Annotated in this window: 21 protein-coding genes; 8 read left to right on the top strand and 13 right to left on the bottom strand. The window is 59.8% G+C overall.

Features of this window, described 5'->3' with window-relative positions:
• Positions 1-11: 11 nt before the first annotated feature.
• From ACRZ95_RS17835 to ACRZ95_RS17825, 3 genes are all read right to left on the bottom strand, one after another.
• Positions 12-830 carry a hypothetical protein gene (locus ACRZ95_RS17835; protein ID WP_170680255.1) on the bottom strand — a complete coding sequence of 273 codons (819 nt, stop codon included), beginning with the start codon at positions 828-830 and terminating at the stop codon, positions 12-14.
• 68 nt (positions 831-898) lie between these two features.
• The gene (locus tag ACRZ95_RS17830) at positions 899-2,563 is read right to left on the bottom strand and encodes a sulfatase-like hydrolase/transferase (protein WP_170680257.1); all 1,665 of its coding nucleotides are present in this window, start codon (positions 2,561-2,563) and stop codon (positions 899-901) included.
• 11 nt (positions 2,564-2,574) lie between these two features.
• Entirely contained in the window at positions 2,575-3,810 is a 1,236-nt protein-coding gene (locus tag ACRZ95_RS17825; protein ID WP_170680259.1) for a DUF3179 domain-containing (seleno)protein, read from the bottom strand.
• A 426-nt stretch (positions 3,811-4,236) separates the two neighbouring features.
• Between ACRZ95_RS17825 and ACRZ95_RS17820 the strand changes: the two genes are divergently transcribed.
• Positions 4,237-5,577 (top strand): tetratricopeptide repeat protein, encoded by a 1,341-nt coding sequence (locus tag ACRZ95_RS17820; protein ID WP_170680262.1) that lies wholly within the window; start codon positions 4,237-4,239, stop codon positions 5,575-5,577.
• Positions 5,578-5,599: 22 nt separating this feature from the next.
• Here the strand turns inward: ACRZ95_RS17820 and ACRZ95_RS17815 are convergent, their stop codons facing one another.
• On the bottom strand, positions 5,600-6,088 hold the full coding sequence (locus ACRZ95_RS17815; protein WP_425085188.1) for an SH3 domain-containing protein: 489 nt from the start codon (positions 6,086-6,088) through the stop codon (positions 5,600-5,602).
• Between the two features lie 171 nt (positions 6,089-6,259).
• On the opposite strand from ACRZ95_RS17815, the gene ACRZ95_RS17810 reads away from it, so the two are divergent.
• The 5 genes from ACRZ95_RS17810 (at position 6,260) to ACRZ95_RS17790 (ending at position 13,549) form a co-directional block, all read left to right on the top strand.
• Positions 6,260-7,246 carry a 2-hydroxyacid dehydrogenase gene (locus ACRZ95_RS17810; protein ID WP_170680264.1) on the top strand — a complete coding sequence of 329 codons (987 nt, stop codon included), beginning with the start codon at positions 6,260-6,262 and terminating at the stop codon, positions 7,244-7,246.
• Positions 7,247-7,265: 19 nt separating this feature from the next.
• Positions 7,266-9,059 carry a gamma-glutamyltransferase gene (ggt, locus tag ACRZ95_RS17805; RefSeq protein ID WP_170680266.1) on the top strand — a complete coding sequence of 598 codons (1,794 nt, stop codon included), beginning with the start codon at positions 7,266-7,268 and terminating at the stop codon, positions 9,057-9,059.
• An 83-nt stretch (positions 9,060-9,142) separates the two neighbouring features.
• Positions 9,143-10,552 (top strand): FAD-linked oxidase C-terminal domain-containing protein, encoded by a 1,410-nt coding sequence (locus ACRZ95_RS17800; RefSeq protein ID WP_170680268.1) that lies wholly within the window; start codon positions 9,143-9,145, stop codon positions 10,550-10,552.
• Between the two features lie 86 nt (positions 10,553-10,638).
• Entirely contained in the window at positions 10,639-10,899 is a 261-nt protein-coding gene (locus ACRZ95_RS17795) for a hypothetical protein (protein WP_480555319.1), read from the top strand.
• 142 nt (positions 10,900-11,041) lie between these two features.
• A complete protein-coding gene (locus ACRZ95_RS17790; RefSeq protein WP_170680270.1) occupies positions 11,042-13,549 on the top strand; it encodes a GcvT family protein in 2,508 nt (835 codons plus the stop codon).
• A 282-nt stretch (positions 13,550-13,831) separates the two neighbouring features.
• Here ACRZ95_RS17790 and ACRZ95_RS17785 read toward each other — a convergent pair whose 3' ends face one another.
• Positions 13,832-14,485 (bottom strand): DUF938 domain-containing protein, encoded by a 654-nt coding sequence (locus tag ACRZ95_RS17785; protein WP_170680272.1) that lies wholly within the window; start codon positions 14,483-14,485, stop codon positions 13,832-13,834.
• Positions 14,485-15,555 carry an FAD-dependent oxidoreductase gene (locus tag ACRZ95_RS17780; RefSeq protein ID WP_170680274.1) on the bottom strand — a complete coding sequence of 357 codons (1,071 nt, stop codon included), beginning with the start codon at positions 15,553-15,555 and terminating at the stop codon, positions 14,485-14,487. The genes ACRZ95_RS17785 and ACRZ95_RS17780 overlap by 1 nt, the downstream gene beginning before the upstream one ends.
• Before the next feature lie 155 nt (positions 15,556-15,710).
• On the opposite strand from ACRZ95_RS17780, the gene ACRZ95_RS17775 reads away from it, so the two are divergent.
• Both ACRZ95_RS17775 and ACRZ95_RS17770 read left to right on the top strand, forming a co-directional pair.
• Positions 15,711-16,124 carry a hypothetical protein gene (locus ACRZ95_RS17775; RefSeq protein WP_480555316.1) on the top strand — a complete coding sequence of 138 codons (414 nt, stop codon included), beginning with the start codon at positions 15,711-15,713 and terminating at the stop codon, positions 16,122-16,124.
• 3 nt (positions 16,125-16,127) lie between these two features.
• Complete coding sequence (locus tag ACRZ95_RS17770; RefSeq protein WP_170374469.1) at positions 16,128-17,360, top strand: HlyD family secretion protein; 1,233 nt, start codon at positions 16,128-16,130, stop codon at positions 17,358-17,360.
• Between the two features lie 84 nt (positions 17,361-17,444).
• Here the strand turns inward: ACRZ95_RS17770 and ACRZ95_RS17765 are convergent, their stop codons facing one another.
• The 7 genes from ACRZ95_RS17765 to xdhA all read right to left on the bottom strand — a co-directional run bounded on the left by ACRZ95_RS17765 (position 17,445) and on the right by xdhA (position 26,863).
• A complete protein-coding gene (locus ACRZ95_RS17765; RefSeq protein WP_170374472.1) occupies positions 17,445-18,521 on the bottom strand; it encodes a BMP family ABC transporter substrate-binding protein in 1,077 nt (358 codons plus the stop codon).
• Positions 18,522-18,552: 31 nt separating this feature from the next.
• Positions 18,553-19,473: an ABC transporter permease gene (locus ACRZ95_RS17760; RefSeq protein WP_170374475.1), complete on the bottom strand. Its 921-nt coding sequence runs from the start codon at positions 19,471-19,473 to the stop codon at positions 18,553-18,555.
• Positions 19,473-20,555 (bottom strand): ABC transporter permease, encoded by a 1,083-nt coding sequence (locus tag ACRZ95_RS17755; RefSeq protein ID WP_170374478.1) that lies wholly within the window; start codon positions 20,553-20,555, stop codon positions 19,473-19,475. The genes ACRZ95_RS17760 and ACRZ95_RS17755 overlap by 1 nt, the downstream gene beginning before the upstream one ends.
• Before the next feature lie 62 nt (positions 20,556-20,617).
• A complete protein-coding gene (locus ACRZ95_RS17750; RefSeq protein ID WP_170680276.1) occupies positions 20,618-22,135 on the bottom strand; it encodes an ABC transporter ATP-binding protein in 1,518 nt (505 codons plus the stop codon).
• Complete coding sequence (gene xdhC, locus ACRZ95_RS17745) at positions 22,132-23,067, bottom strand: xanthine dehydrogenase accessory protein XdhC (protein ID WP_170680278.1); 936 nt, start codon at positions 23,065-23,067, stop codon at positions 22,132-22,134. Before xdhC ends, ACRZ95_RS17750 begins: the two co-directional genes overlap by 4 nt.
• Positions 23,067-25,469: a xanthine dehydrogenase molybdopterin binding subunit gene (gene xdhB / locus ACRZ95_RS17740; RefSeq protein ID WP_170680280.1), complete on the bottom strand. Its 2,403-nt coding sequence runs from the start codon at positions 25,467-25,469 to the stop codon at positions 23,067-23,069. The genes xdhC and xdhB overlap by 1 nt, the downstream gene beginning before the upstream one ends.
• Entirely contained in the window at positions 25,466-26,863 is a 1,398-nt protein-coding gene (gene xdhA, locus ACRZ95_RS17735) for a xanthine dehydrogenase small subunit (protein ID WP_170680282.1), read from the bottom strand. Before xdhA ends, xdhB begins: the two co-directional genes overlap by 4 nt.
• Positions 26,864-26,926: the final 63 nt, after the last annotated feature.

Here is a 26,926-nt window from a genome sequence, read left to right as displayed (position 1 = left end):
GGCGTTTGGATCTAATTGAAAAAGACCTTTAGCCCCACATAGGGCCCTTGCTGCGTGACATCATAGGCGAACGGGCCGGTTGACGTTGAATCACTGTAGTCGACACTGAAATATCGATAGCCAAAGGTAATCGCGGTTCGATCCCACGGCTGATAGTCAAAGCCGATATTTGCGCCGACTTGCAGATCGTTGCCTCCGGCTCCGAACCCGCCAAGTTCCAGCGATGCGATGGTGGTCCACCGGTCGTTGAGACGCCACATGCCCCGGGCACCCACAACGGGCTCAATCCAGCCTTCGTCACCGCCTTGGGTGGGCGGGTTCGTCGGCCCCGGAGTCGTGAACCTGATTTCCTGCCGGATCGAGTTGTAGCGAATGCCGCCTTGCAGATCGACGGCGTATCGCTGGTTGTTGGCACCATAGGTCCCATCCGCCACGCGATAGGCACCCATGACCGCAAACCATTTTTGGCGCACATCTACATCCACTGCAGTGGCGGCGGGGCCGGGGAGAGTGGTGTCCTCTCCGATGCCTACATAGTTGGCGTCAACGATGATCCCAAAGTCTCCGTTCCAGGCCTCATACCGCCCGGCCGCTGCGAAATCGAGAACATCCAGCACGTCGCCAAGATCGAGGTCGATATCGGCTGAAACGCCCGAGACGGTTGACGTTCCATGCGTGCGGAGCGGGGTGAACAGGTAAAAGCCAAGAGTGTGTCGCCAGCCCTCTTCGGTCTGACCCGGTGCAGGCAGGGACTGAGCGTATGCTGCGCTCGACAATAGACAGGACAGGGCCGTGGCGCCCGCTATCGCGGCAGTGGATCTGATTGCCATAGGTGAATCTCCTTACTTTCAAATTTCGCGACGACCTTGCTTCAAGGCGTCAGTGTCCGGATATACGATCATCTGCCAACAGAAGACTGTTTGAGCAGAAAGGCCTCGACAGCGGCTTCGGTTTCAGGTCGCAGGTTTTCGATGCCTTCATAGGGAACACCACGGGCTGGTTCGATGTCTGGATACTTTTCCTTGCGTTTTAGATGACGCCCCAGAATGCGGACAAACTCTTGCCCGCCCCAAGCTCCAACCTCGGTCGACACCGGGTATTTTTCGTGGGTATCGCGGTAAACATCGAAGAAATCGGCTAGAATCGCGCTCTCTCCGGCTCCGGGAATGCGCAGCTTTAGTTGATCCTTGATGACCGCGCGGGGTGTGTGGACGGAATAGACGATCAGATGATCGCGCCGTCCTTTTGTCTCGCCCAACAGCAGCAGCGAGGATTGGTCGACCCCGTCCACCAACCGATCCCGAGGAATACCGCTCTCGGCCCCGGCGAACCGCGCGAGCGTGGTATAGAGATCCGAGACGTGTACGATATCTCCTACGATGCCGTCGGCCTCGATCATGCCGGGCCAGCGGATGAAGCTGTCGACCCGAATGCCGCCCTCGGACACATCACCTTTGCCACCGGCGAAAACCATCGGGGTGAAGCCTGATTGCGGCGAATACTTGGTGAAATGGCCGTTGTCGCCCATCACGATGACAATGGTGTTGTCGGCCAGGCCAAGCGCCTCCATCTCGTTGAAGATATCGCCGAGCCAGCTGTCGAGCTGCTGCATCTTGTCGACATAGAGCCCTCCGTTCGGCGATTGCGGCCCCGAACGACCTGCGCGCGTGTTGTCCAGCGGAATGAGTGGCCAATATTGCAGGAAGAAAGGCGCGTCCCCGCCAGCCAGCTCGCGCATTTTTTCAAGCGTCTGGCCCTGGTAGCGCTGGTTCATTTCGTCATATTTTTCGGCGGTCCAGCGCTCGCCCGCGGTCATGTCAACTTCGCGCGCAAGACCCCCGCGTTCAGCTTCAAGGCCGGTGACCATCGCGGCAGGGTCGGGGCGAAAGAAGTCGTCCAGAACGAAACGGTCATCGAAATCCGCGATCCCGACCGAGACCTGTTCCTTGATCGCATCGTCGTTGTAGATGGTCAGTTGGCCCTGCTGATGAACCGGGAACCCCGCCCAATCGAAGCCTTGGTTATGGGGCCAGGCCTCGGGGATATCGCCCATGTGCCACTTGCCCACATGCACAGTCGCATAGCCCGCATCTGACAGGATCTCGGCCAGCGTAACTTCGTCGGCGGGCAGGCCGAACCCGGCGATATCCACGGTGGTGTCGCCCATGCCCATCCGAACCGGAAGCCGCCCGGTCATCATCGCAACCCGTGTGGGTGTGCAGGAGGGTTCGGTATACATGCGCACCATGCGCATCGCTTCGTCCGAGAAGGCGTTGATATGAGGCGTGGAATACCCGCGAACTGCGTTGAGTTCAGGGATACCAAGATCGCCAAAGCCGATATCGTCAATCAGGATATTGATGATGTTGGGTGGCTTGCCGTCGTTCGAGCTTCGGAAGTCTTCGAGCAACTGGTCAACCTCGGCATTGTCCTCGGCCCATTGTTCGGCATTCTGCGCTTCGAGGATGTAGTACTCTGCATCATGGATGATCGGCGCGTCCTGAGCAGTTGAGATCGTGGCCGATAGACAGAGCAGCACCGACATTCTGGATAGGGTTTTCATTTCAACAATCCTCATTCGCTTTGGGCGGGGGTCTGGCGGGGGTCAGGTGTGGTGTGGGACGGGCCGGAGCGGTTGATATCCGTGCCGGGGAAGAACTCGACCCAGACATGCCAGAACATGCCCGATCGAAGGGTCTCAACGCGGGTCAGTTGACCGCAATCCGCGTTTCCGAAGAAATCGACATGGGTGATGGGCGCGCCGCTGTCATTGTACCAGACGCCAACGCTTTCATAGATTGGGTCGTAGGAAACCACGACGTCACGCCCGCCAACCGTGGCGTTGATCAGCCCTTTATTTTCGGCCAGGAAATCATCGGTCCAGCAAACTGCGTCGTCACCGATCGTGATGCCCCAGACATAGGTTTTGTTGGGCAGACGGTTGTCGCTGTGGCTCATGTTGTCCATGACGGGCGCTTCTTCTTGGTGCTGCTTGGCGATGCCCGAGGAGAAAACGGTTTCAGTAAAGGTGTCGAACAACCTGAGAAGCGGGTTCGAGGAGGGCTTGTTCAGAAAGACCTCACCATCTGGATAGGCCTTTTGAAATCCCCGAAAGCTCATCCGAAAGGTGGGCCATGGCTGCATTGCCGCTGTTCTCGAGGCGTCGCTGTCGAAGCGGCCATAGATCTGCTGGATCGGCTCTCCGGTGGTGTTGTCGCGCAGTATCAGGTTGTTGCCGTGCTGGGCCATCACCTCAAGATCCAGACGTTTGCCGCGGATCTCGGGTTTGTAGGCCTGCCCCAGATTGGCCATGGCACAATAGGTCATGACGATGTCATCGCCGCCCAACCCCTTATCGTTTCCGGCCAGATGAGGGCGCATCAGTTGGGCGTCGGAATGCGCCCGCGCGTGGCCGTTGTTTTCGATCACGAGAACACTGGCGGATGGGTTGATGAATTGTTGCGCTTCGGAGATCGGATAGTAGCGGGCGGTGTTTTGCTGGTTGCGCAGGCCGATATGGACCCAAACCCATGGAAACACGAACAGGAATACGATCACCAGAGTCACTGCAGGCACGCCGAGGAAAAACAGCCAGCCGGGACCGCCGCCAAAAAAATGCCCGACAAGCATCAGCGCAAGCCCGGCGAATCCGGCGGCAAGATAAGTGTTCTCATTCCGGATAAAGCGGATCATGTTATTGCGCTTGACCTTCAGCACCATCTGGCTGACGTCACCGAGATCGCGGAAATACATGAACCCGATGGTCAACGACATGATGAGCCCGACGTAGAATAGAAGATTGGCCAACATTTGAATCGCCTTTTTTGCGTCTTGATTAGCCCTCGGGCGGGGTCGAGTGGGACGAAAGGTAAGTTTTTATTTCGTCCTCGAGCCCTCGGAGGCTGTCGATGAGATCAGAATTTCTTGGGTCACTTGCATCGCAGGGAAGAAGAGCAGCCAGGCTTTCAAAGTCAGCGCAGATTTGCGCAAAGACCGTGTCCGCGCTTCGCAGGCGCCGGATGTCATTCGCCTGATCAGGAAAGTGTATCGACAAGCAAGCCATCATAAGCCTCACGGTGTCTGAACCCAGTTGTGCCCCCGCGATGAGGTCCGTTCCCCTCCTTTGCTAATCATTGTGTCCGAAATTCATTTACACATTCAGGTATCTTAACGTATGTTACGGGGTAACATGTTATTTTTCAAAGACTTGAAACCAGTCAGCGGTTAACGAAAGCGATGTCAGACGCCAGCGTAAAGTCAGAACCAGCCCAAAAAACGCTCTCGGATGAAGACATTCAGCGGGCACTGAAGGCGGTCCTGGACAGCCCGGAATTCGATGGGGCCGAGCGACTGCAGTCTTTCCTCAGTTACGTTGTCGACAAGCTTCTGGCAGGCCAGTCCGAGGATATCCGCGCCAAGTCGATCGCCGAGGATGTTTATGGAAGGGCGCTGGATTCTGGGGGTGACCCCATGGCCGTCGTGCGGGTCGATGCAGGGCGCATGCGTCGGCGATTGGCGAGCTTCTATTCGAACTCCGGCAAGGATCAGAGGCTGCGCATCCATGTAGATCCGGGTGGTTATGTCCCCCGGTTTGAGGTTTTGGACATCGATATACCCTCGGACCGAGCGCGTCCCTCCAAGATGGTCTGGGTCTCAGTGGCGGTTTTGGGCGCGTTGGCTATCGCAGGCGGCTTGATGCTCTTCTCCCGATCGCCCCAGTCACCGCCCAGCCCGATCGCCGTCTCAGCAAATGCCAATCAGGAACAAGCCATCAGAGAGGCGCTGTTCTCGACAAACCCGACCAAGCTACAAGCCGTTAATCTGGCGACTGAGGCGCGCCTGCTGATGTTCCCGGTTCTGGACCGCGATAGGCTGCAAGCCGTGCGCGGCATGTTCGAACGCGCCATGGCGCTTGATGAGACGTATTTTGGCGGCTACGCCGGTTCGGCGCAGGCGATCAGCATCCTTGCCTTAACAACCCCGCCCGGAGCCGAAAAACAGGCGCTTTTGGTCCTTGCTAAAACTCGCGCGCAGCGGGCACTAGAACTGGCGCCAGACGAAGGTTGGAGCCATTCCGCCCTTGCCCTGGCTTCATTTTGCTCGCGCGAGCATGAGGCAGCACTTGCACAGTCCACGCGCGCAACACGGCTTGCCCCTGATGATATCCACGTCACGAATTTTGATGCCCTGTTCGCGCTGTTTGGTGGGGATTTCCAGCGCGCTATAGCGTCCGCCAATCGGGCGCGGGGTGCCAATACGACAAACGGTAGATTTCCCTATCGCAGCGTGTTGGCCTCCTCCAGCTATCACTTGGGGGATTACCAGGCGTCGGTAGACCAGTTCAACGAGGCGGTCAGGCTGGGTGATCCGGTCAGCGCGATCTCGATCGGTTATCTGGCGGCAAGCTATCAAAGGCTCGGAGACGATGAGCGCGCGCGGGCCACAATTCTGTTGTTGGACGAAGCCTGGCCCGGCTACCCTCTGGCGGCGCTGTTCCGGACTTTGTTTGCCGATCCGGATCATGCCGAAGACATCATCAGCGCGCTTGACGAAATAGCGGCTTTGCAATCCGACTAGGGTACGGGATTAGAGAAAGAGGCTATTCCCGGATTTCCGACGGATCGACGCCCCAGAGGTTGGCTTTCAGCGTCCACCCCTTGTAGCCCCCCGCCGAAATGCGACACCAGTCCAGCGAGCACGCGCCAAGACGGGCGACCACTCCGGTTTCGAAATGCGCGTTGACGGTCGAGTTCGGATCGGGTCGGGCATAAACGGGCAGCATCTCGGATTCGATCAGCACCGTGCGCACGCCAGACAGCAGGGCGTAGTGAACCCAACCTCCGGCCCCGTCGCGATCCTGTACCTTGCGCCAGTTGCCGTATTCCGCAGTGATTTGCAGCGGCATACCGCGCCGCTTGAAGACCCAATCGATTCGGTGGGTCAGGGACGGACCGCGGCGCACATTGCCTTCGGCTGCCTTCATCGAGACATAGCGCGGAAGGGGCAGGTTGGTGACCGGGCCGCGCACGTCTTGGGCTGCGACCGGCGCGGAGCCGAACGCAATGAGATACGCGGATAGGATCGCCAAACAAAGGCGTTTCACCGGTAGAAGACCACTCACTGACTGCCTGCTCTTGTGCCTGTTGATCTGCTTTCGAAAAAAGGTCGACTCAATGCCTTTGGGGTTCTTGTGCCCCGCCTTATCCTGCGCCACGATGCCATGACGCAAGCGCGTTTGCAAAGCAGTGGGAGGGCGGAAGTGCCAAGAGAACGTCTGAGTGTTGTTGTTACGCGACGGTTGCCGGAAGCAGTGGAAACGCGACTGAGTGAGCTGTTTGATGTTCGCCTGCGCGACGATGACACCCCCATGACTCGTGAGGAACTGGTCGCTGCGGTGCAAGAGGCCGACGTGCTGGTGCCGACGGTGACCGACACAATCGACGGTGGTTTGCTGGGGCAAGCTGGTGAAAAGCTGCGCTTGATAGCCAATTACGGGGCAGGGGTCGACAATATCGACGTCTCAACCGCGCGTCAGCGTGGCATCCTGGTCTCGAACACTCCGGGTGTTCTGACCGATGATACGGCCGACATGACCATGGCGCTGATCCTGGCGGTGACGCGTCGTTTCCCTGAGGGCGTTGCGCTGATGCAGCAGGGCGATTGGTCCGGCTGGGCTCCGACCGCTTTGCTTGGTGGCCGGATCGGAGGGCGCCGTCTGGGTATTCTGGGCATGGGCCGGATCGGTCAGGCTGTCGCGCGCCGTGCCAGCGCGTTCGGTATGCAGGTTCACTACAACAACCGCCGCCGGTTGCGCCCCGAGATTGAACAGGATCTGGATGCCACCTATTGGGAAAGCCTTGATCAGATGGTGGCACGGATGGATGTGATCTCGGTTCATTGCCCCTCGACCCCGTCGACTTTCCACCTGCTGAACGCGCGGCGGCTGAAGCTGCTGAAGCCCTCGGCTGTGGTCGTCAACACGTCGCGTGGTGAAGTGATCGACGAAAACGCGCTGACGCGGCTGATCCGGTCCGGGGATATCGCGGGTGCCGGGCTGGATGTGTATGAACACGGCACGCAGGTGAACCCACGCCTTCGCAAGCTGCCAAACGTGGTGCTGCTTCCGCATATGGGATCGGCTACACTGGAGGGGCGGATCGAGATGGGTGAGAAAGTTATTATCAATATCAAGACCTTCGAGGATGGGCACAGACCGCCGGATCAGGTGGTCCCATCCATGCTGTAACCTTTCCCAGGAGCACATTATGCGTATCAACCGGGTTTCAGGACTACTTCTGTCTGTCATGGCCTTTACTGTTCCGGGTTTTGCCCAGGAAACAGCGGACTCCGTGGCCCCCGAAGGCGCGAGCGAAGGTCAGGTGCAGGCTCTGACCGATGAGTTAATCGCGGCGCTTGAGGCCAAAACAAATGGCGTGCCCGTACAGTCCGAGAATTGGATGGTCGCTGCGGCCAACCCCTTGGCAGTTGAGGCCGGGGCGAAGATCCTTCGGGCGGGTGGGTCCGCTGCGGACGCCATGGTCGCCGTGCAGGTTGTTCTGGGCTTGGTCGAGCCGCAATCCTCGGGCCTTGGGGGCGGGGCGTTTTTGGTCTGGTACGATGCCGCCACCGGACAGCTCACGACACTGGATGGGCGCGAAACGGCCCCATTGGACGCCACGCCGATCCTGTTTCAGGATGAAAACGGCGAACCTTTGCAGTTCTTTGATGCCGTCGTCGGAGGGTTGTCCGTTGGCACGCCCGGCACGCCTGCATTGCTGGAAGAGGCGCACCGCCGCTGGGGCCGCTCGCCGTGGCCCGGTCTTTTCACCGATGGTATCCGGCTGGCGGATGACGGGTTTTTGGTCTCGCCTCGTCTGGCCAGTTTGGTCGCAAACGACGCCGAGCGCCTGTCGCGATTCCCTGCAACGGCTGAATATTTCCTGCCTGAAGGTGAGCCACTGCAACAGGGTCAACGCCTGATGAACCCGGCCTATGCGGATACACTGCGCGCTCTGGCCGAGGACGGTGCCGCCGGGTTCTACGGCGGGCAAATCGCGTCAGATATCGTTCGGACCGTCCGCACCGCGCCGGGCAACCCCGGCGTATTGTCGGGAACCGATCTGGCCCTTTATCAGGTCATTGAGCGCGATCCGGTCTGTGCGGCTTACCGCGTCTATGAGGTCTGCGGAATGGGTCCGCCTTCGTCCGGGGCACTGACCGTTGGGCAGATTCTGGGTATGCTGAACAGCTATGATCTGGCCGCGATGGGGCCTGAGAGCATGGAGGCATGGCGCCTGATCGGCGAAGCGTCACGCCTCGCCTTTGCGGATCGGGGGCGGTACATGGCCGATAGTGATTTCGTGCCGATGCCGACCATCGGGCTGGTCGACCCGGACTATCTCGCGCAGCGTGCGGAGCTTTTGAATGCCGAGGGCGCACTGACCGAGGTCGCTCCGGGCAATCCCGAGTTTGATCATGCGATGCACTGGGCTGATGACGAGTCATTGGAGCTGCCTTCGACCTCGCATATCTCGATCGTCGACAGCTACGGCAATGTCTTGTCGATGACGACGACGATTGAAAACGGCTTTGGCTCGCGCCTGATGACGAACGGGTTTTTGCTGAACAACGAACTGACTGATTTTTCGTTCCGCACCCATCGCGACGGTGTGCCCATCGCCAACCGTTTGGAGCCTGGCAAGCGCCCGCGTTCGTCCATGAGCCCGACCATCGTCATGCAGGACGGCGCGCCGGTTTTAGCCATCGGGTCACCCGGAGGCAGCCGTATCATTGGCTACGTTGCCAAGTCGATCATCGCTTGGGCGGATTGGGATATGGACGTACAGCAGGCGATCTCGCTGCCGCATCTGGTCAACCGGTTCGGGACCTATGATGTAGAGGTGGACACTGCGGCCGAAGGCTACGCAGACGCGCTAATCGAGATCGGGTTCGAGGTGAACCCCCGCGATCTGACCTCGGGCCTGCATGCGATTGAGATTGGCGAAACTCTCAGCGGTGGAGCGGACCATCGGCGTGAAGGGATCGCGCTGGGCGAATAAAATCTGGGTCTTGCCCGGCTCGGGCGGGTCTATTCGACACATTGGGAAGGGCCCGTGCAACTGGCGGGCAGAAAAGGGGTAGCATGGTTCAGGCGACGGCTTTGCCGAGAAATGAGGCCGGGATTGGAACGGCGCTCGGCATCTTGAAGCAACAGTTTGGGGATCGTCTCCAAACCGGTGCAGCCATCCGCGAACAGCATGGCCACACCACAACTTGGATCACCAATCAAAGCCCCGACGCGGTGGTGTTTCCCCACACCACTCAGGAGGTCGCAGAGGTCATCAAAACCTGTGCCGCGCATAAGGTGCCGGTGATCGCGTTTGGCACGGGCACTTCGCTTGAAGGGCATGTGAACGCGCCTGCCGGTGGGGTGTCGGTCGATCTGACCCAGATGAACAAGGTGCTGGCGGTGCATGCCGAGGATCTTGATTGCGTCGTGCAACCCGGTGTCACACGGGAAGATCTGAACAGCCACCTACGCGATCAGGGCCTGTTCTTTCCGATCGATCCCGGTGCAAATGCCTCACTCGGCGGGATGGCTGCGACCCGCGCGTCCGGAACCAATGCGGTGCGCTATGGCACCATGCGGGACAATGTATTGAGCCTTGAGGCGGTGATGCCCGATGGGCAGATCATCCGGACCGGCAATCGCGCCAAGAAATCCTCGGCAGGGTACGATTTGGCGCGGCTGTTGATCGGGGCCGAAGGCACGCTGGGCATCATCACCGAATTGACCCTGCGCCTGCATGGTATCCCCGAGGCGGTTAGTTCGGCCCGCTGCTCTTTCCCAACCGTCGATGCCGCCTGCCGGGCGGTGATGATGACGATCCAATACGGCGTACCTGTCGCGCGGATCGAATTGCTGGATGAACTATCCGTCAAAGCCGCCAATGCTTATTCCGGCCTGACCTTGCCCGAAACGCCACTGCTCCTGTTAGAGTTCCACGGCTCGGACGCAAGCGCAGCCGAACAGGCCGAGACCTTTGGTCAGATCGCAGAAGAGTTTGGCGGCACAGACTTCGCCGCAACCTCAACCACGGAGGAACGCAACAAGCTCTGGCAGGCGCGTCACGACATGTACTGGGCCAGCCTTCAGTTGCGACCGGGCGCCAAGGGGATCTCGACCGATGTCTGCGTACCAATATCCCGTCTGGCGGAGGCCGTAGGGGCCGCTCAGGACAAAGCGGCCGAGCTTGACCTACTTGCGCCTATCGTTGGGCATGTCGGCGACGGGAACTTTCACACGCTGCCCCTGATCGACATGGACGACGCCGAAGAAGTCCACCGGGCCGATGAGTTCGTCGGTTGGCTCAACGATCTGGCCATTTCGATGGAGGGCACTTGCACAGGCGAGCACGGCATCGGGCAGGGCAAGCGCCCCTATCTTGAGAAAGAACTGGGGCAGGCAACACACTACATGGCCGCGATCAAGGCGGCGCTGGATCCCGACAACATCATGAATCCGGGAAAAATACTGGCCGATCACACCTAGCAGTTTCCGCGATCTTGTCCGCTTTGTGCCCACAAAACGTCTAGGTGATGTGGTGTCATGCGGCGAAAGACGAACAGGTGATCGACATGAGTGCAAAATATCTGGCGGGCTTTGTTGCGGTGGCCGGGCTGGCGGTTGCGGGGCTGGACTACTATCAGAAAGCCAAAGAGTCGGGTGACGGGCTCAGCGCAAGCGACTATATCGCAGCCTTCACTGGCGGGTCCGAGGATGAACCCGCAAGCGTTGACAGCACACCGAAAGCTCAGGAACCCGAAGCCACTGAACCGCCCGGCAAGCTGGTCTGCAAGACTGTCGGAAACACCAAGCGGTGTCGCTCGGAAGGCTGACGGCTGTTTCTAAGTCGCCATTTAACGACCTGCATCTCCCGTGCGGGTCGTTTTTCTTATATCACTGGTCGGATGGCTTCCGCGATTGATTTCGGAATCAAGCCATATGGTGGCAACAGATTCCAAGGGGAGACACCCGGTTATGAAAACCCAAGTCAAAGCACTGGTCGTTGGCGGCGGCGCCGTCGGAACCTCGATTGCCTATCACCTGGCCAAAGCGGGCTGGGATGATGTGATGTTGATCGAGCGGGACGAGCTGACCTCGGGCTCGACCTGGCACGCGGCTGGCCTGCTGCCGCTGTTCAACATGTCTTACGCGACAACCCACATCCACAAGTATTCGGTCGACTTCTACAAGCAGCTTGAAGAAGAGACCGGCCTCAACGCGGGCTTCGCCGTGGTCGGCAACCTGCGCATGGCGCAGACGCAAGAGCGTATGGACGAATACATGCTCTATGCGTCTACAGCTGAGACCTGCGATGTGGCTTACGAATGGCTGACACCCGAGCAGATCAAGGAACGCTGGCCGCTGATCGAAACCGGCGACCTGAAAGGTGCGATCTATCACACCGAAGATGGCTATATTAACCCTGCTGACGTGACCCAAGCGATGGCCAAAGGTGCCCGTCAGCGCGGCGTCGACATCGTTCGCAAGATGCAGGCGGATGCCTTCCACTGGAACGGCACTCATTGGGAAGTCACCTGCACCAAGATGATCGAGCAGGGCGGCAACCTTGTTCCCTCCGACGAGCAGGTGGTGATCACCGCCGAGCATGTCGTGACCGCATCGGGCAACCACGCGCAGCGCACCGCCAAGATGTTGGGCATCAAGATGCCCGCGATCCCGGTTGAGCACACGTTCATCGTCATGGACAAAGACCCTGAGCTGGTCAAATGGCGTGAAGCCGGTAACCCCGAGCACCCTGTTGTGCGTGACGCCGACAACGAGTCTTATGCACGTGAAGAACGCGGTGGCTGGATTCTGGGCATCTACGAACACGGCGCGCCAGCACGCTTTGAACATGGCGTGCCGGACAGCTTCCGGGCTGACCTGTTCCCGCTGGATATTGACCGGATCGCAGACCAGTACATGGCGATGGCTGAGCGCGTGCCCTCCTGCGCCGAATCTGGCCTGAAAGACGATTTCAACGGCCCGATCTGCTACACCCCAGACGGCAACCCGCTGGTCGGCCCCGCACCGGGGCTGCGCAATATGTGGCTGGCCGAAGGCTTCTCGTTCGGGATCACCGCCGCGGGCGGCACCGGCTATTACCTGGCGCAGATGATGGTCGATGGCGAAGCCGAGATCGATATGGCCTCGCTGGACCCCAAGCGCTACAGCAGCAACTGGATGACCACCGAATTTGCAGCGCGCAAGAACGAAGAGTGCTATGAACACGTCTACATCCTGCACCACCCGGATGAAGAGCGTGAAGCCTGCCGTCCGCTGCGGACTGTTCCGGCCTATGACCGTCAGAAAGCGCGTGGCGCGCAGTTCGGTTGGGTGAACGGTTGGGAACGTCCGAACTATTTCGGCCCTGTCGATGCGCCGGACAATTTCGACAAGGAAAGCCGTTCGTTCCGCCGTGGTGGCTGGTGGCAATATGCAGTCGAAGAAGCCAAAGCGGTCCGTGAAGGCGTTGGCCTGATCGACGCGTCGGCCTTCACCAAGCATGTCGTCAAAGGTCCCGGTGCGACCCAGTTCCTGGATTGGTTTACGTGCAACAAGCTGCCCAAGGTCGGTCGTATCAACCTGACCTACGCGCTGACCTCGCATGGCACCACCCGCACCGAGTACACCATCGTCCGCAACGGCGAGAACAACTACTACATCGTCTCTGCCGGTGCCTGGACCGAGTACGACGCCGACTATCTGCGCAAGGCGGCCGAGGACAAGATGGAGGAGTTCGGCTACATCGAAATCCAAGACGTGACCACTCAGTGGGGCGTCTTTGCCATCGCCGGACCCAAGTCGCGTGACGTTCTGAAAGAGGTCATCAAAGACGCCGATCCGGAAACCGCGCTGTCCAACAAGCGCTTCCCGTGGCTGTCGGCCCGCCAGATCGAACTGGGCATGTGCCCGGTCAACGCGATCCGCGTGGCCTATACTGGTGAGTTGGGTTGGGAATTGCACCACCCGATCGAAATGCAGAACTACCTGTTCGACCTGCTGGAAAAAGCCGGTGAGAAACACGGTATGAAGCTGGTCGGCGCCCGCGCCCAGAACTGGCTGCGTCAGGAGAAATCCTATCGCGCCTTCGGTACCGAACTGGGCCGCGACGCGACCCCGCTGGAAGCCGACCTACCGCGCTTTGTCGACCTGTCGAAAGACTTCCACGGCAAGGCCAAGCTGGAAGAGACCGGTGTGCGCTTCAAGTGCTGCACCCTACTGATCGACGGACCAGACGATTCCGACCCGTGGGGCCGCGAGGCGCTGTACACGCCGGCAGGCGCACGCGTGGGTCGTCTCACCTCGGGCGGTTACTCGGTGGCGTTCGAGAAATCCATCGGCATGGGCTATGTGACGCCTGATCTCGCGGTTGAAGGCACCAAGCTGAAGGTCAAGATTCAGGACAAGCTGTGGGATGCGGTCGTCACCTGCGACAGCCCCTACGACCCGAAGAACGAAACCATCCGCAAGGACGGCTGACATCTTGGGGAACTCCGGCGGCGCGAGTGAATGCGCCGCCTGCGGCGACACATGCCTCCGGCGGAGGTATTTTCAAACAGAAGAAGCGGGGGCTGGTGCAAGATCCAGCCCCCCTGCTTTTGGCAAGGGGGGCCTTCTCCTGTTGCGGTCATCGGCGCCTCCGCCTGTACCGCAAATCGACAGTCGCATATCAGAGTTAACGGTCGGTTACTTCTTCTGTTCAAAAATACCTCCGCCGGAGGCAAGCCTGCGCCAGCAGGCTTTGATCGACCCAATCGCTGGTCAGGTTTTCGGTCTTTGAGCAACAAACGCCAGATTGTTGGAGGGCATTTCGACCAAGTGAAGCAGTTGCAGACCGTAGCGCTGTAGGCAGGCTTTGATCTCTGTGTCGTTCTTGTACCCGATCTCTGGATCTTGTGAGACCAGAGCTTCGTGAAATTTCTCGTCACCTGGGCTGGTCAAAGCGCCGTCTCGCTTGAAGGGGCCGTAAATGATGAGGCGACCTGCCGGACTCAGAGCCTTTGAGGCCTCGCTGAGAAACGTGTCAGCTTCTGGCCAAGAGATCAGGTGCAGCAGGTTAATCAGAATGATCAGGTCCTGCTCTTGGAATGCCGCGCGCCAGCCTGCGGAGGTTGCATCCAGATCGGTGGCGGGAAGGATATTGGAGACGTCCGTCGCATAGGCGTCGATGCTGGCGCGGCGTTCGGGGTCGATTTCTGTGGGTTGCCAGACCAAGTCGGGCAGTGTCTTTGCAAAGGCGGCAACATGCTGGCCGGTGCCGCTGGCGATTTCCAGTGCGCGGCCCGTGGCAGGGGCCATCTTGGCCAGCAAGGCGCATAGCGCGTCCGAGTTGCGGCTTGCGGCTGGGGCGATCATTCGAGCCCCATCGCCTTGTGTCGCGACGCTGGCATTCGAAGGCAGAGCGCGTTTGGTCATTATCGCAACCTTTCCACATGCAACTGATTGACAATGTCCTGAGGCAGTTCAGACGGCGTGCACGTCACAAGGCTGGTCAGATGGGACGAGGCAGCCGGCGATGTCTGGAACCCGTATCCACCCTGACCCGCACACCAAATGAACGAGCGGTCCTGCGGGTCTGGCCCCAGCACCAACGTGCCATCCGCCACGAAACTACGCAGACCGGCCCAGTTCGCCTCGAGCCGCGTGACAGGGGTTGTCACCATCGCCTCATACCGCGCCAGACCTTCTGCAAGAACCATATCGTCGGCATAGGCGTCATGAGGCGTTGTCGGCTCGGCTTCGGAGGGCGAGACCAGATACTTCCCCGCATCAGGCTTGGCGTACCAACCTTCCCCCGGACCCATCAGCATGGGCCAGTTGGATACGTCATGCCCTCCGGGTGCGGGAATGCGCGCGATGGAGCGGCGTTTCGGCACGATGCCAATAGGCGGCAGACCAGCCATCGCGGCGACCTCATCCACCCAAGCGCCAGCTGCATTGACCAGGTTCCGGGCCTCGAACACATCGCCCGCCTGAACGACCCAATGGCCGGTTTTGCGGATATCTGTGACGGCCTGGCAGGTCAGGACCGCGCCGCCATTGCCTCGGATCACGCGCGCGAAGTCCTGCATCAGGCGGTCGGTATCGATGTCGAAGGCGTCCACACTGATGGCGGCATGGGCCAGAACGTCCGGGTTCAGGATCGGGACTTTGTCGATGGCTTGCTGCGGTGAAATGGAGCGTACGTTCAATTCTTCGACGTCTTTGGCAAACAGGTCAGCCTGATCGTGGCCTGCAACCAGCATGAGGCCTCGGGGGGTCAGGTAGCCTTCGTTCGCTGATCGCAGGTAATCGACCCCGGCCCGATTGAGCGCAACCACCGAGGGCGGGCCGTAGTTTTCCTCGAACATCGCAGCCGAGCGACCCGATGAGTGATAGCCCAGAGCGTCCTCGCCCTCGAGAACAGTGACAGAGCCATGAGCAGACAAACGCGCGCCCGCGCTGAGGCCCGCGATGCCGCCGCCGATGATTAGAAAGTCGATCATCGCAGGGTGACCGGGATGGATTGTGATGAAGCAGATGTCATAAGGGTCTTGGTGCTTGTTATAAGAATATGCTTGGATTTCGGGAGACTATAAGCAGGCTTGAATTTGGCGATCAACCCGGCCAAAGACGCATCATAGAAAAGAAGGAGATTAAGGTGACTGCAGCGGACCTCCATCCCATGGCCACGGGACATATCCCAAAATATGTCGTCGCAGCCGATGGGAGCGACTACCTCTTTTCGGCAATGGTCGTGTTTTTTGTCGTTCTGGTTGTGTTGATTGGTGTCGGATATCTGACGCTGCATTCGGTGCCCGAGAAAATGGCGCATGAGAACAATCACCCTCAGTTCCAGTTGGTAGGAATTTTGGCGCTTCTGGCGCTGTTTACACATAACGGCATTTTCTGGGTTGCAGCCGTTCTGGTTGCCGGTTTCCAATTCCCAGATTTTGCGACCCCGATGCGAAACATAGCGGATGCCATTCGCTCACTTGGACAGTCTCTTGCGCCTCAGGCACCTGCTGAACTGACGCCTCCGGCACCGCAAACCTCTACGACGTCGGAGCAGTAAGTCATGATCGAAACGATGCTCTGCGCCCTGATTACGGTGCTGCCGGATTTCCTGTTCCGACGCTTTGTCCAAGGCAAGCGGATCGGGCATGAGATCACCCTTTTCACCATGTGGTACGAGCTGCGCTGGGGCTTGACCACCTGTGCCATTCTGGCGCTGTCCGTGATCACCACGCTGTTCTACTTTCATCCGGCCTCCAGCACGGCGGCCTCGTATTTCCGGACGGTCACGATCCTGCCGCAACTGGGCGGGCGGGTGTCTGAGGTCTATGTCAGCAACAACGATACGGTGACAGCGGGCCAGCCGATTTTCCGGATCGAAGATTTCACCCAGCAGGCGCAGGTTCAGGCCGCCCATGCACAGATCGCGCAGGTTCAAGCCTCACTGAAAGTGGCCGAGACGGACCTGGCGCAGGCGGATGCCGGGATCGCTGGTGCGCGCGCGGCTTTGGCGCAATCGGTCGAAGACCTAGAGCGTAACACCACACTGCGCGACGAAGGCTCCAGCGCGGTGCGTCTGGCCGAGATCGAGCGGTTGGAGAATCTGGTGGCTGAGCGCGAAGCGCAGGTCACTGCCGCCCAGTCACAACGCGCCGCCGTGGTGCAGCAGATTGAGGAGCTGATCCCAGCCCAACTGGCCAGTGCCAATGCGCAGCTGGATGCGGCCCTGACCGAGCTGGACAAGACGGTGATCAGCGCGGGCGTTACAGGTCGGATCGAACAGTTCGGTCTGCAGGTTGGTGACTATGTCAGCCCGCTGTTGCGCCCGGCTGGCATTCTGGTGCCTTCGCACTCGGGCCATGATCGTTTTCAGGCTGCGTTCAACCAGATGTCTGCTCAGGTCATCAAACCTGGAATGATTGGAGAACTGGGTTGCATGACCAAACCCTTCACGGTGATCCCGATGGTTGTGGTCGAGGTGCAGGACGTCATCCCCTCAGGTCAGATTCGTCCAACAGACGAGTTGCGGGACGTCCAGCACAACAAAGTGCCGGGTTCGATTCTGGTGTATATGGAGCCGTTGTATAAAGGCATGGCGGATGACATCCCTCCGGGCAGCAACTGTCTGGCGAATGTCTATACCGACAACCACCACAAGCTAGAGGATGAAAGCCTAGGGTTCTGGAACAAGGCGTTCCTGCATGTGGTCGACACGATTGGAGTGGTTCATGCGGCCGGTCTGCGGTTGCGTCTGATCCTGATGCCGGTGAACACCTTGGTGCTGACGGGGCACTGAGGTTTCAAACCTTGATCTGGGCAATGTAGCCCAAAAAAAGGCCCGCTAAATGCGGGCCTTTGGTTTTTCGATACGCCCTGCAGCTTACTGCGGGATCTCGCCTTCCAGACCTTCGATGTAGAAGTTCATACCTGCCAGCGTTCCGTCATCTGCGACCTCACCTTCGGCCAGCCAGTCGCTGCCGTCCTGCTTTTTGATCGGGCCGGTGAAGGGGTGGTATTCACCTGCAGCCATGGCCGCTTTCAGCGCCAGAGCCTCTTCTTTGACATCAGCGGGAACTGCATCCGAGATCTCGCCGATTGCGACCATACCCTCGCGGATGCCGTCCCATGTGTTGGCGCTTTCCCAGGTGCCATCCATGACAGCTTTGGTCCGTGCGATGTAGTAGGGTGCCCAGTCATCGATGATCGAAGATACGCGCGGGAATGGGGCGTATTCGCTCATGTCCGAGGCTTGGCCGAACGTGACAACATTGCCCGCCTCTTGCGCAGCCGCCTGAGGCGCGGTCGAGTCGGTGTGCTGCAGGATCACGTCTGCGCCCTGTTCGATCAGAACGGTCGCGGCGTCAGCCTCTTTTGCAGGGTCGAACCAAGTGTAGGCCCAGACGATCTTGAACTCGACATCCGGGTTCACCTTCTTGGCATGCAGATAGGCCGAGTTGATGCCACGGATCACCTCAGGGATCGGATAGGAACCGATATAGCCGATGATGTTCGACTTGGTCATCTTACCCGCGATGTGGCCCTGAACGGCTCGGCCTTCATAGAAACGGGCCGAGTAGACAGCGACGTTGTCGGCGGTTTTGTAGCCGGTGGCGTGTTCGAATTTCACATTCGGGAATTTCTTCGCCACGTTAATGGTCGGGTCCATGTAGCCGAACGAGGTGGTGAAGATCAGGTCAGCGCCTTCCAACGCCATTTGCGTCATGACGCGCTCGGCATCCGGGCCTTCGGGAACGGATTCGACAAAGACGGTTTCAACCTTGTCGCCGAACTCTTCCTCAACCGCCAGGCGGCCTTTGTTGTGTTCATAGGTCCAGCCGCCGTCGCCCACCGGGCCGACATAGACGAAGCCGACCTTGGTCTTGTCGTCGGCAGCCATGGCCCCCGAGGCCAGACCCAGCGCCATGGCGGCGCTTGCCAGAAGTGTCGTGAATTTCATGTGTTACTCCCCAAGTTGGTTCAGTTGGCCCCTAGTGCGAGGCGTGGAAAATCCGGCCCAGTGAGGCAGGTGCGCTGCTCTTGTCGGCCGAAAGGATCACAAGCACAAGGATCGTGATGATGTAGGGCGACATTGCCAGATACTCGACAGGAATGGCAACGCCCGCTGCCTGCAAATTAAGCTGCAACACGGTGATGCCGCCAAACAAATAGGCACCCAGCAAGGCACGCCATGGCTTCCAGCTGGCGAACACCACTAGCGCCAGAGCGATCCAGCCGACACCGGCGGTCATACCCTCGGTCCACTGCGGGACCCGGATCAGGCTGATATAGGCGCCGCCCAGCCCGGCGCATGCCCCACCGAACAGGATCGCCATGATGCGAATTTTGATGACTTTGTAGCCCAACGCATGCGCCGCATCGTGGTTTTCACCCACCGCGCGCAGGATCAGACCGACGCGCGTGTATTTCAGTGTGGCCCAGACACCCGCCGTCAAAGCGATGCCGACATAGAGGATCGGGTCATGCTGGAAGAAGATCGGCCCGATAACAGGGATATCGCTGATCAGAGGGATATGAATATCCCCCATGCTCGGCGGTTTGACCCCCACATAGCTTTGGCCCAAAAGGGCACTGAACCCAAGGCCGAAGAGCGTTAGTGCAAGGCCACTGGCCACCTGGTTGGCCAAGGCAACCTGCGTCAGCAGTACGAACAGCAGAGACAGTACAGCCCCACCGATCGCTGACGCGATAAAGCCAAGCCAAGGCGAGCCGGTCTCGACTGAGATCGCAAAGCCGCTGATTGCGCCCACGATCATCATGCCCTCAACGCCGAGGTTCAGAACGCCTGCTTTCTCGACAACAAGCTCTCCGATCGCGGCCAGCAGCAAGGGGGTCGCGGCAACCATGAGCGAGGCGACCAGAAGGACGGGATTGATTTCACCAAGATCCATTACGCTACCTCGCTACGGGCCGCACGGATGCGGTAGTTTGTCAGAAGATCGAATGCCAGCAGGAAGAACAGGAGCATCCCCTGGAACACCTGAATGGCAGCGGCAGGCAGGCCGAGCTGAGACTGCGCGATTTCACCGCCGATATAGGTCAGCGCCATCAAGCCACCGGCCAGCAGGATACCCACCGGGTGCAGGCGGCCAAGGAAGGCCACAATGATCGCGGTGAAGCCATAGCCCACGTTAAAGTCGATGCTGACCACGCCCGAGGGGCCCGAGACTTCGAACATCCCCGCCAGACCGGCCAGAGCGCCGGACAGGCCCAGACAAAACAGGATCAGGCGGGCAGGGTTCACACCGGCAAACTTTGCAGCACGCGGAGCTTCACCGGTCAAACGGATGTGAAAGCCCAGCATGTGCCGGTTCAAAAGAACATAGGAAAAGATCACCGCAATGAGGGCCGTCACGACACCCCAGTGCATCCCCGATCCGGCTATCAGTTCGGCATTATGCGCGCTGTCATAGGATTGCAGGTTACGCGAACCGGGAAAGCCAAACCCCTCGGGGTTCTTGAGCAAGCCCAAAGACACCGAGGCCAGCATCTGCTCGGCCACATAAACCAGCATCAGCGAGACAAGGATTTCGTTTGTGCCAAAACGAACCTTCAGAAAGGCCGGGATCATCGCCCAAAGCCAGCCGCCAAAGGCCCCTGCGATCACCATGATCGGAAAGATGTAAAAGGCGTCCAGAGGATAAAAGGCCAGCCCGGCCCCGGCCCCGAAGATGGCACCCATGATGTACTGCCCTTCGGCCCCGATATTCCAGATGCCGGCGCGGAAACCCAACGCCAGGCCGATCGCAATCAGCACCAATGGCGCGCCTTTCACCAGCAGTTGCGGGCGGTAGTAAAATGCGAACTCGCCGAACAAGGGCTCCCAAAAGATGGTGCCGATGGCCTCAATCGGGTTTTTGCCCAGAATGGCGAACAAGATGCCGCCGAAGACCATCGTGGCAATCACCGCCACCACGGGGGTCGCATAGGACCACGCTTTCGACGGTTGCGGCCGTTTCTCCAACACAATCATGTACTTATTCCCCGCCCGTCTTCGTCTTTTTCCAATACTCTCGCCGTAGGCGACGCGATAGATCACACATGCGCCACCTCCATGCCATGGGCACCGCCCATCATCAGGCCGATCTCATCAACGGTCAGGCCTGTTGTCTCCCGAGGCGCGCTCAACCGCCCTTCGTTCAGGGCCGCAAAACTGTCTGAGATCTCCATCAACTCGTCCAAGTCCTGACTGATGCAGATCACCGCCGTTCCCTTGGCCGCCAGATCCAGAATGGCCTGCCGGATCGACGCAGCCGCCGCCGCATCCACACCCCATGTCGGTTGGTTCACCACCAGCACCTCAGGGTTCTGCAAGACTTCCCGACCAATCACGAATTTCTGCAGGTTCCCGCCTGACAGCGACCGTGCCGCGTTTTCAGGGCCGGGCGTTCTGACGTCAAACGCGCTGATGATCTTTTCAGCGAAGCTTTTGGTTTCGGACCATTTGAGGAACCCTTTGTTCTCCAAACCTTCGCGCACCGACCCGGTCAGCAGAGCATTCTCGGTCAAGCTCATATCCGGCGCAGCGGCATGGCCCAAACGCTCCTCAGGCGCGGTCAGCACACCCAGTTTCCGGCGGGCGGTCGGGCCGAGTTTGCCGATCTGCTGACCATTGAATTTGATCGCATCGGCAGGGGTTTGAATCTCACCGGACAGCACGCCCAGCAACTCATCCTGACCGTTGCCAGCGACACCGCCGATGCCAAGAACCTCACCCTTGCGGACCGTCATATGGACGTTCTTCAGCGCCGTTCCAAACTCCGAAGGTGATGGCACCGACAGACCGCTGACATCCAACGCAACCTCGCCGAACTCACGACCTGAGCGTTCCGGCGTTTGCAACGTTGATCCCACCATCATTTCGGCCATATCGCGTGCGGACGTCTCGGCCGGAATGCACTCGCCGACATTCTTGCCCAGGCGCAGGATCGTGGCGTGGTCACACAGCGTGCGAATTTCTTCGAGTTTATGCGAGATATAGAGGATCGAGGTGCCCTCAGACCGCAATTTGTTCAGCGTCTCGAACAGGATTTCGACCTCTTGCGGGGTCAGCACGCTGGTTGGTTCGTCCATGATCAGCAGCTTGGGGTCTTGCAGTAGGCAGCGGATGATCTCGACGCGCTGACGCTCTCCCGCAGACAGATCGCCGACCGTGCGGTACGGGTCCAAAGGCAAGCCGTAGGTCTCGGACACTTCGCGAATCCGCGAGGCCAGATCGCCCATCGGCGGTGGGTTTTCCATCCCCAACGCAATATTCTCAGCCACGTTCAGCGCGTCGAACAGTGAGAAGTGCTGGAACACCATCGCAATCCCATCCGCCCGAGCCGCGCGGGGTTCCGCTGGGGCAAAGGGTTGGTCGCGCAACATCATGGTGCCGCTGTCCGGCTTCACCAGCCCATAGATCATCTTGACCAGCGTGGATTTCCCTGCGCCGTTTTCGCCCAACAGCGCATGTACTTCGCCTTCGCCGATGTCGAACGACACCTGATCATTGGCCACGACGCCGGGATAGGCCTTGGTCAGCCCTTGCAGGCTTAAGAGTGGAGTGGTCACGCGCTCAGGTCCTTCTTCAACTCAGTCTGTTGGGCCGGACGCAGAAGCTGCGCGGCGACGCCAACGGCGATCATTTGCGGGTGTTTGCCCAGAGCGGGATCGCCGATTGGGCAGGTGATCCGGCTGATCTGTTCAGGCGCATGCCCCAGAGCTGCCAGCCGCGACCGGAATCGCGCCCATTTCGTAGCCGAGCCGATCAGCCCCGCAAAGCGGAAATCATGCGAAAGCAGCTGGTTGCATAGTTCCAAGTCCAGATTGTGTGAATAAGTCAGCACAAGATGCTCGGCATTGGGCGGTGCATGGCGAACCAGCTTGGCTGGTTTGGTCGCTGGAACTGTGGTGACACCTGCTGGGACCGAGGCCGGGAAGCGTTCAGGCCCGGTGTCGACCCAGGTGATCGCGATGTCGGGCAGGGGAGACAGCACGTCCACCAGTGCTCGACCTACATGTCCCGCACCCCAGATCCACAGGTTTCGGGTTGGCTTGTGAACCGGCTCAACCATCCAGCCGTCGATCAGCTGCGGTTCGGGGGCGATCCCCTGACCGCGCGCAGTTGTCAGCAACCGTTTCACGGAGAGAGGCATTTCGCCTGCAGAAGCGGACCGCGCTATGACCGTGTCGTCGAGTGCTTCAACCGCCTTTTGATCAAAGACCTCGCTGAACAGTGAAACTGCACCGCCGCAGCATTGGCCCAACTCGGGGCCAAGCGCGTGATGGGTCAGGCGGGTGGGGGCGGATTGGGACCGCGCGGCTTCGGCGGCCTGAAACTCCAACGTGCCACCGCCGATCGTTCCGCTTTGCCCGTTTTTCCAGACCAACATCGCGGCACCAACCTCACGTGGGGACGAGCCCTTGATTGCGGCGATGACCACGCGAGTCACCTGTTCGTGGGATTTGACCGCCTCCCTCAAAGCATCCAGGTCGAAGCCCATCAGATGCCTCCTTTCATCCGCTGGACGCCGCGCCAGACTTCTTCGGCCGTAGCGGGTGCATCCAGCGCCGGATAGCTTTCACCACAGGCTGCGACCGCGTTCGATAGGGCCAACCACGCCGATATACCCAGCATGAAGGGCGGCTCACCCACCGCTTTCGAGCGATAGATCGTATCCTCGCGGTTCTCGCCATCCCAAAGTGATACGTTGAAGATGTCGGGCCGGTCCGAGCAGGCAGGGATCTTGTAGGTCGAGGGCGCGTGTGTCCGCAAATTGCCCTTACCATCCCAGACCAGCTCCTCGGTCGTCAGCCAGCCTGCGCCTTGAACGTAGCCGCCTTCGACCTGTCCGATATCGAGCGCCGGGTTCAGCGAGGCCCCTGCGTCATGCAGGATATCGGTGCGCAGTATGCGGTTCTCGCCGGTCAGCGTGTCCACGGCCACCTCGGTCACCGAGGCCCCATAGGCGAAGTAAAAGAACGGACGCCCCCGGCCTGCGATCCGGTCCCATTCGATCTTGGGCGTTTTGTAGAAACCCGTTGCCGACAGGCTTATGCGGCCCTGATAGGCCAGTGCTGCGGCTTCGGCGAAGGTGTAACGTTCTTCGCCGATCGACACATACCCATCCGCGAAGGTGACTGCCGAGGGGTCGGCCTGATGACGCTCGGCCAGATAGTCGGCCATGCGGTCGCGGATCGTGTCGCAGGCGGCTTTGACCGCCATGCCGTTCAGGTCGCTGCCCGAAGACGCCGCCGTGGCCGAGGTGTTGGGCACTTTGGCCGTATCAGTCGCGGTGATCTTGACCATCTCCAGCGGAATGCCAAAGCGCGACGCAGCGACCTGTGCGACTTTCTGGAACAGGCCCTGTCCCATCTCGGTGCCGCCATGGTTCAGATGGACCGAGCCGTCCTGATACACATGCACCAACGCACCTGCTTGATTGAGGTGGGTCAGCGTGAATGAAATCCCGAACTTGACCGGAGAGAAGGCGATACCCTTCTTGATCACGCTATTCTCTGCATTCCACTTTTCGACAGCCGCTTTACGCGCGGCATAGTCGCTGGATTTTAGCAGAGCTTCGGTGATGCCATGCAGTTCGAAATCGCTTACCTCCATACCGTAGGGCGTGGTGTTTCCGCCTGCAGGCAGAGGGCGCATGGGCGCATCGCCCATCTCAACTGCGCCCCGGCTTGTCAGGTCTTCATGCGGGTCAGGGTGCCCCAATGGTTTTTCCGCCGGTGCCGCCTCAGCAACCTTGTGGGCGGGTTCGTAGTAGTTACGGCGGCGCAGTTCGACCGGGTCCAGACCCAGCGCATGCGCGGCGTGGTCCATCACGCGTTCGACCCCGACCATACCCTGAGGGCCCCCGAACCCGCGATAGGCGGTAGCGGATTGGGTGTTGGTCTTCAGCCGGTGGCTTTCGATCCGCGCATTGGGCAGCAGGTAGGCGTTGTCCGAATGCAGCATCGCACGGTCGGCGACGGGCAGAGACAGGTCCTGCGCCCAGCCGCAAATCGCGTGGTGCAGGAACGAGACGCCCTGAATGTGGCCGTTTTCATCGAACCCGGCCTTGTAGGAAATGCGGAACGCGTGGCGTTTGCCGGTGATGATCATGTCATCATCGCGGTCATAGCGCATCCTGCAGGCCTTGCCGGTTACGCGCGCGGCGATAGCACAAGCCACGGCCAAAGCATTGCCCTGACTTTCCTTGCCACCGAACCCGCCGCCCATCCGACGAGTCTCAACCCGAACCGCGTGCATGGGAACGCCCAGTGCATCGGCCACCTTGTGCTGGATCTCAGTCGGGTGCTGAGTTGAACTGTGGACCAGCATATCCGCGCCTTCATTCGGCACGGCCAAGGCCGCCTGACCTTCAAGGTAGAAATGCTCTTGCCCGCCAAGCTCGAAGCTTCCTTCAATGATATGGCGCGCGCTAGCGATTGCGGCGTCTGCGTCGCCCTTGGCGTAGATGCGGGGGCCATCCTCGAACCGGCTGTCGGCGGCCAGAGCGTCTTCGATGGTCAGGATCGGGGTGTCTTCGACATAGTCGATTTTGCCCCACCGCGCGGCCTTGCGAGCGGCGAGATGGCTGGTGGCGACGACCAGAAACACCGGCTGACCGATATAGTGCACCGTACCATCCGACAGCAGCGGTTCATCATGTATCGAAGGAGAGACATCGTTGGCAAAAGGCAGATCCTCGGCCGTCATCACCTGCACCACGCCATCCGCAGCTTTCACTGCCGACAGGTCCATCGCACTGATTGTACCTTTGGCAATCGGGCTCAGACCAAAGGCCAGATGCAGGGTGCCCTTTGGCGTCGGGATGTCATCCACATAACGTGCGGCACCGGCCACATGCAGCGGGGCCGCGTCGTGGGGGAGGGGTTTGGTCACGCTCATGCCGTCACCTTCAGCACGTCTGTCACTTCGCCCTGATCTTCCAGGAAATACCGTTCCAGCATCGCTTTGGCGGTCTCCAACCGATAAGTTGCCGAGGCGCGCATGTCCGTGAGTGGTGAATAATCCTCGGCAAAGCTGGGCAGCGCGGCGTCGATCACCTCGCGCGTCCAGGGTTTGCCGATCAGTGCGGCCTCGACATGGGTTGCCCGTTTCGGAGTGCCCGCCATACCACCAAACGCAATGCGCGCTGCGGTGACGGTGCCGTCCGACACGGTGATATTGAAACACCCGCACACGGCCGAGATATCCTGATCGAACCGTTTGCTGAGTTTGTAAGCCTTCAGTCGATCCGCCTGACGCGGGAAACTGACGGCCTCGACAAACTCGCCGGGCGCGCGGTCTTGTTTGCCGTAGTCGATGAAGAACTCTTCCAAAGGAAGGGACCTGCGGGCGTCGCCTTTGCGAAGGTGTAGAGTTGCACCCAAAGCGATCAGCGCAGGCGGGTTGTCCCCGATGGGCGAGCCGTTGGCGATGTTGCCTCCGACGGTGGCTGCATGGCGCACTTGGACACTGGCATAGCGACGGATCATTTCGGCGTAGGAGGGGTGGAGATCAGCAATAGCCTCGCCCATCCGGTTCATGTCGACCATTGCCCCGAAGCGGATTTCGTCGTCGGTGATTGTGATCTGTTTGAGGTCTTCGCAGCCGTTGAGGAAGATCACCGGGTCAAGCTCACGCAGTTGCTTGGTGACCCAAAGGCCGACATCGGTTGCACCGGCGATGAGTGTCGCGTTGGGGTGCCGTGCATAGACTTCCGCCAATTCGTCGGATGACGTGGGGAGGAAGGGGGGCTCTGCCCCCTGGCCTGTGGCCTCCCCCCGAGGTATTTTTGAACAAGAGAAGGAATGGTCGTCGGTGATCCATTGCGGGACGGGCTGCGCTTCGGCGGCTTTCGCGGCGCGGATGATCGGGGCGTAGCCGGTGCAGCGGCACAGGTTGCCGGCCAGTTGGGTGTCGTGGTCGGTTGCACCATTTGCGTGACCGGCAACCATCGACATCACAAAGCCGGGGGTGCAGAAGCCGCATTGTGAGCCGTGCAGGTCAACCATTGCGCTCTGGACCGGATGAGGTTCATCGTTTGGGCCGCTTGCGCCCTCGACGGTGCGGACGGCTTTGCCGTGCAGTTGGGGCAAGAACAGGATGCATGCGTTCAGGGCCTTGGCGCTGCCCTCTTCGGTGACCATCACGGTGCAGGCGCCGCAATCGCCTTCGTTGCAGCCTTCTTTGGTGCCGGTCAGGCCGCGATCTTCGCGCAGCCAGTCCAGCAGGGTGACCGTCGGACTAACATCCGACAGCTGCACTGTCTCTCCGTTCAGAAGAAACGTGATGTCCATTCGTGAAACCCGTCGCCTTACCCGGTTGCGCCCGTTGGGCCCTCCTTCGATGCGACGTAGAAA

Source organism: Ruegeria sp. AI3 (genome assembly GCF_056541245.1).
Note: the sequence above shows the minus strand (reverse complement) of the source record. Positions and strands in the feature narration are given on the sequence as shown.

Coding starts and splice junctions, on each gene's coding strand:
- ACRZ95_RS17825 (WP_170680259.1), bottom strand. CDS start 3,810: ATGTTGGCCAATCTTCTATTCTACGTCGGGCTCATCATGTCGTTGACC.
- xdhC (WP_170680278.1), bottom strand. CDS start 23,067: ATGGGCTTCGACCTGGATGCTTTGAGGGAGGCGGTCAAATCCCACGAA.
- ACRZ95_RS17795 (WP_480555319.1), top strand. CDS start 10,639: ATGAGTGCAAAATATCTGGCGGGCTTTGTTGCGGTGGCCGGGCTGGCG.
- ACRZ95_RS17820 (WP_170680262.1), top strand. CDS start 4,237: ATGTCAGACGCCAGCGTAAAGTCAGAACCAGCCCAAAAAACGCTCTCG.
- ACRZ95_RS17765 (WP_170374472.1), bottom strand. CDS start 18,521: ATGAAATTCACGACACTTCTGGCAAGCGCCGCCATGGCGCTGGGTCTG.
- ACRZ95_RS17780 (WP_170680274.1), bottom strand. CDS start 15,555: ATGATCGACTTTCTAATCATCGGCGGCGGCATCGCGGGCCTCAGCGCG.
- ggt (WP_170680266.1), top strand. CDS start 7,266: ATGCGTATCAACCGGGTTTCAGGACTACTTCTGTCTGTCATGGCCTTT.
- xdhB (WP_170680280.1), bottom strand. CDS start 25,469: ATGAGCGTGACCAAACCCCTCCCCCACGACGCGGCCCCGCTGCATGTG.
- ACRZ95_RS17770 (WP_170374469.1), top strand. CDS start 16,128: ATGATCGAAACGATGCTCTGCGCCCTGATTACGGTGCTGCCGGATTTC.
- ACRZ95_RS17760 (WP_170374475.1), bottom strand. CDS start 19,473: ATGGATCTTGGTGAAATCAATCCCGTCCTTCTGGTCGCCTCGCTCATG.
- ACRZ95_RS17785 (WP_170680272.1), bottom strand. CDS start 14,485: ATGACCAAACGCGCTCTGCCTTCGAATGCCAGCGTCGCGACACAAGGC.
- ACRZ95_RS17790 (WP_170680270.1), top strand. CDS start 11,042: ATGAAAACCCAAGTCAAAGCACTGGTCGTTGGCGGCGGCGCCGTCGGA.
- ACRZ95_RS17835 (WP_170680255.1), bottom strand. CDS start 830: ATGGCAATCAGATCCACTGCCGCGATAGCGGGCGCCACGGCCCTGTCC.
- ACRZ95_RS17830 (WP_170680257.1), bottom strand. CDS start 2,563: ATGAAAACCCTATCCAGAATGTCGGTGCTGCTCTGTCTATCGGCCACG.
- ACRZ95_RS17800 (WP_170680268.1), top strand. CDS start 9,143: ATGGTTCAGGCGACGGCTTTGCCGAGAAATGAGGCCGGGATTGGAACG.
- xdhA (WP_170680282.1), bottom strand. CDS start 26,863: ATGGACATCACGTTTCTTCTGAACGGAGAGACAGTGCAGCTGTCGGAT.
- ACRZ95_RS17755 (WP_170374478.1), bottom strand. CDS start 20,555: ATGATTGTGTTGGAGAAACGGCCGCAACCGTCGAAAGCGTGGTCCTAT.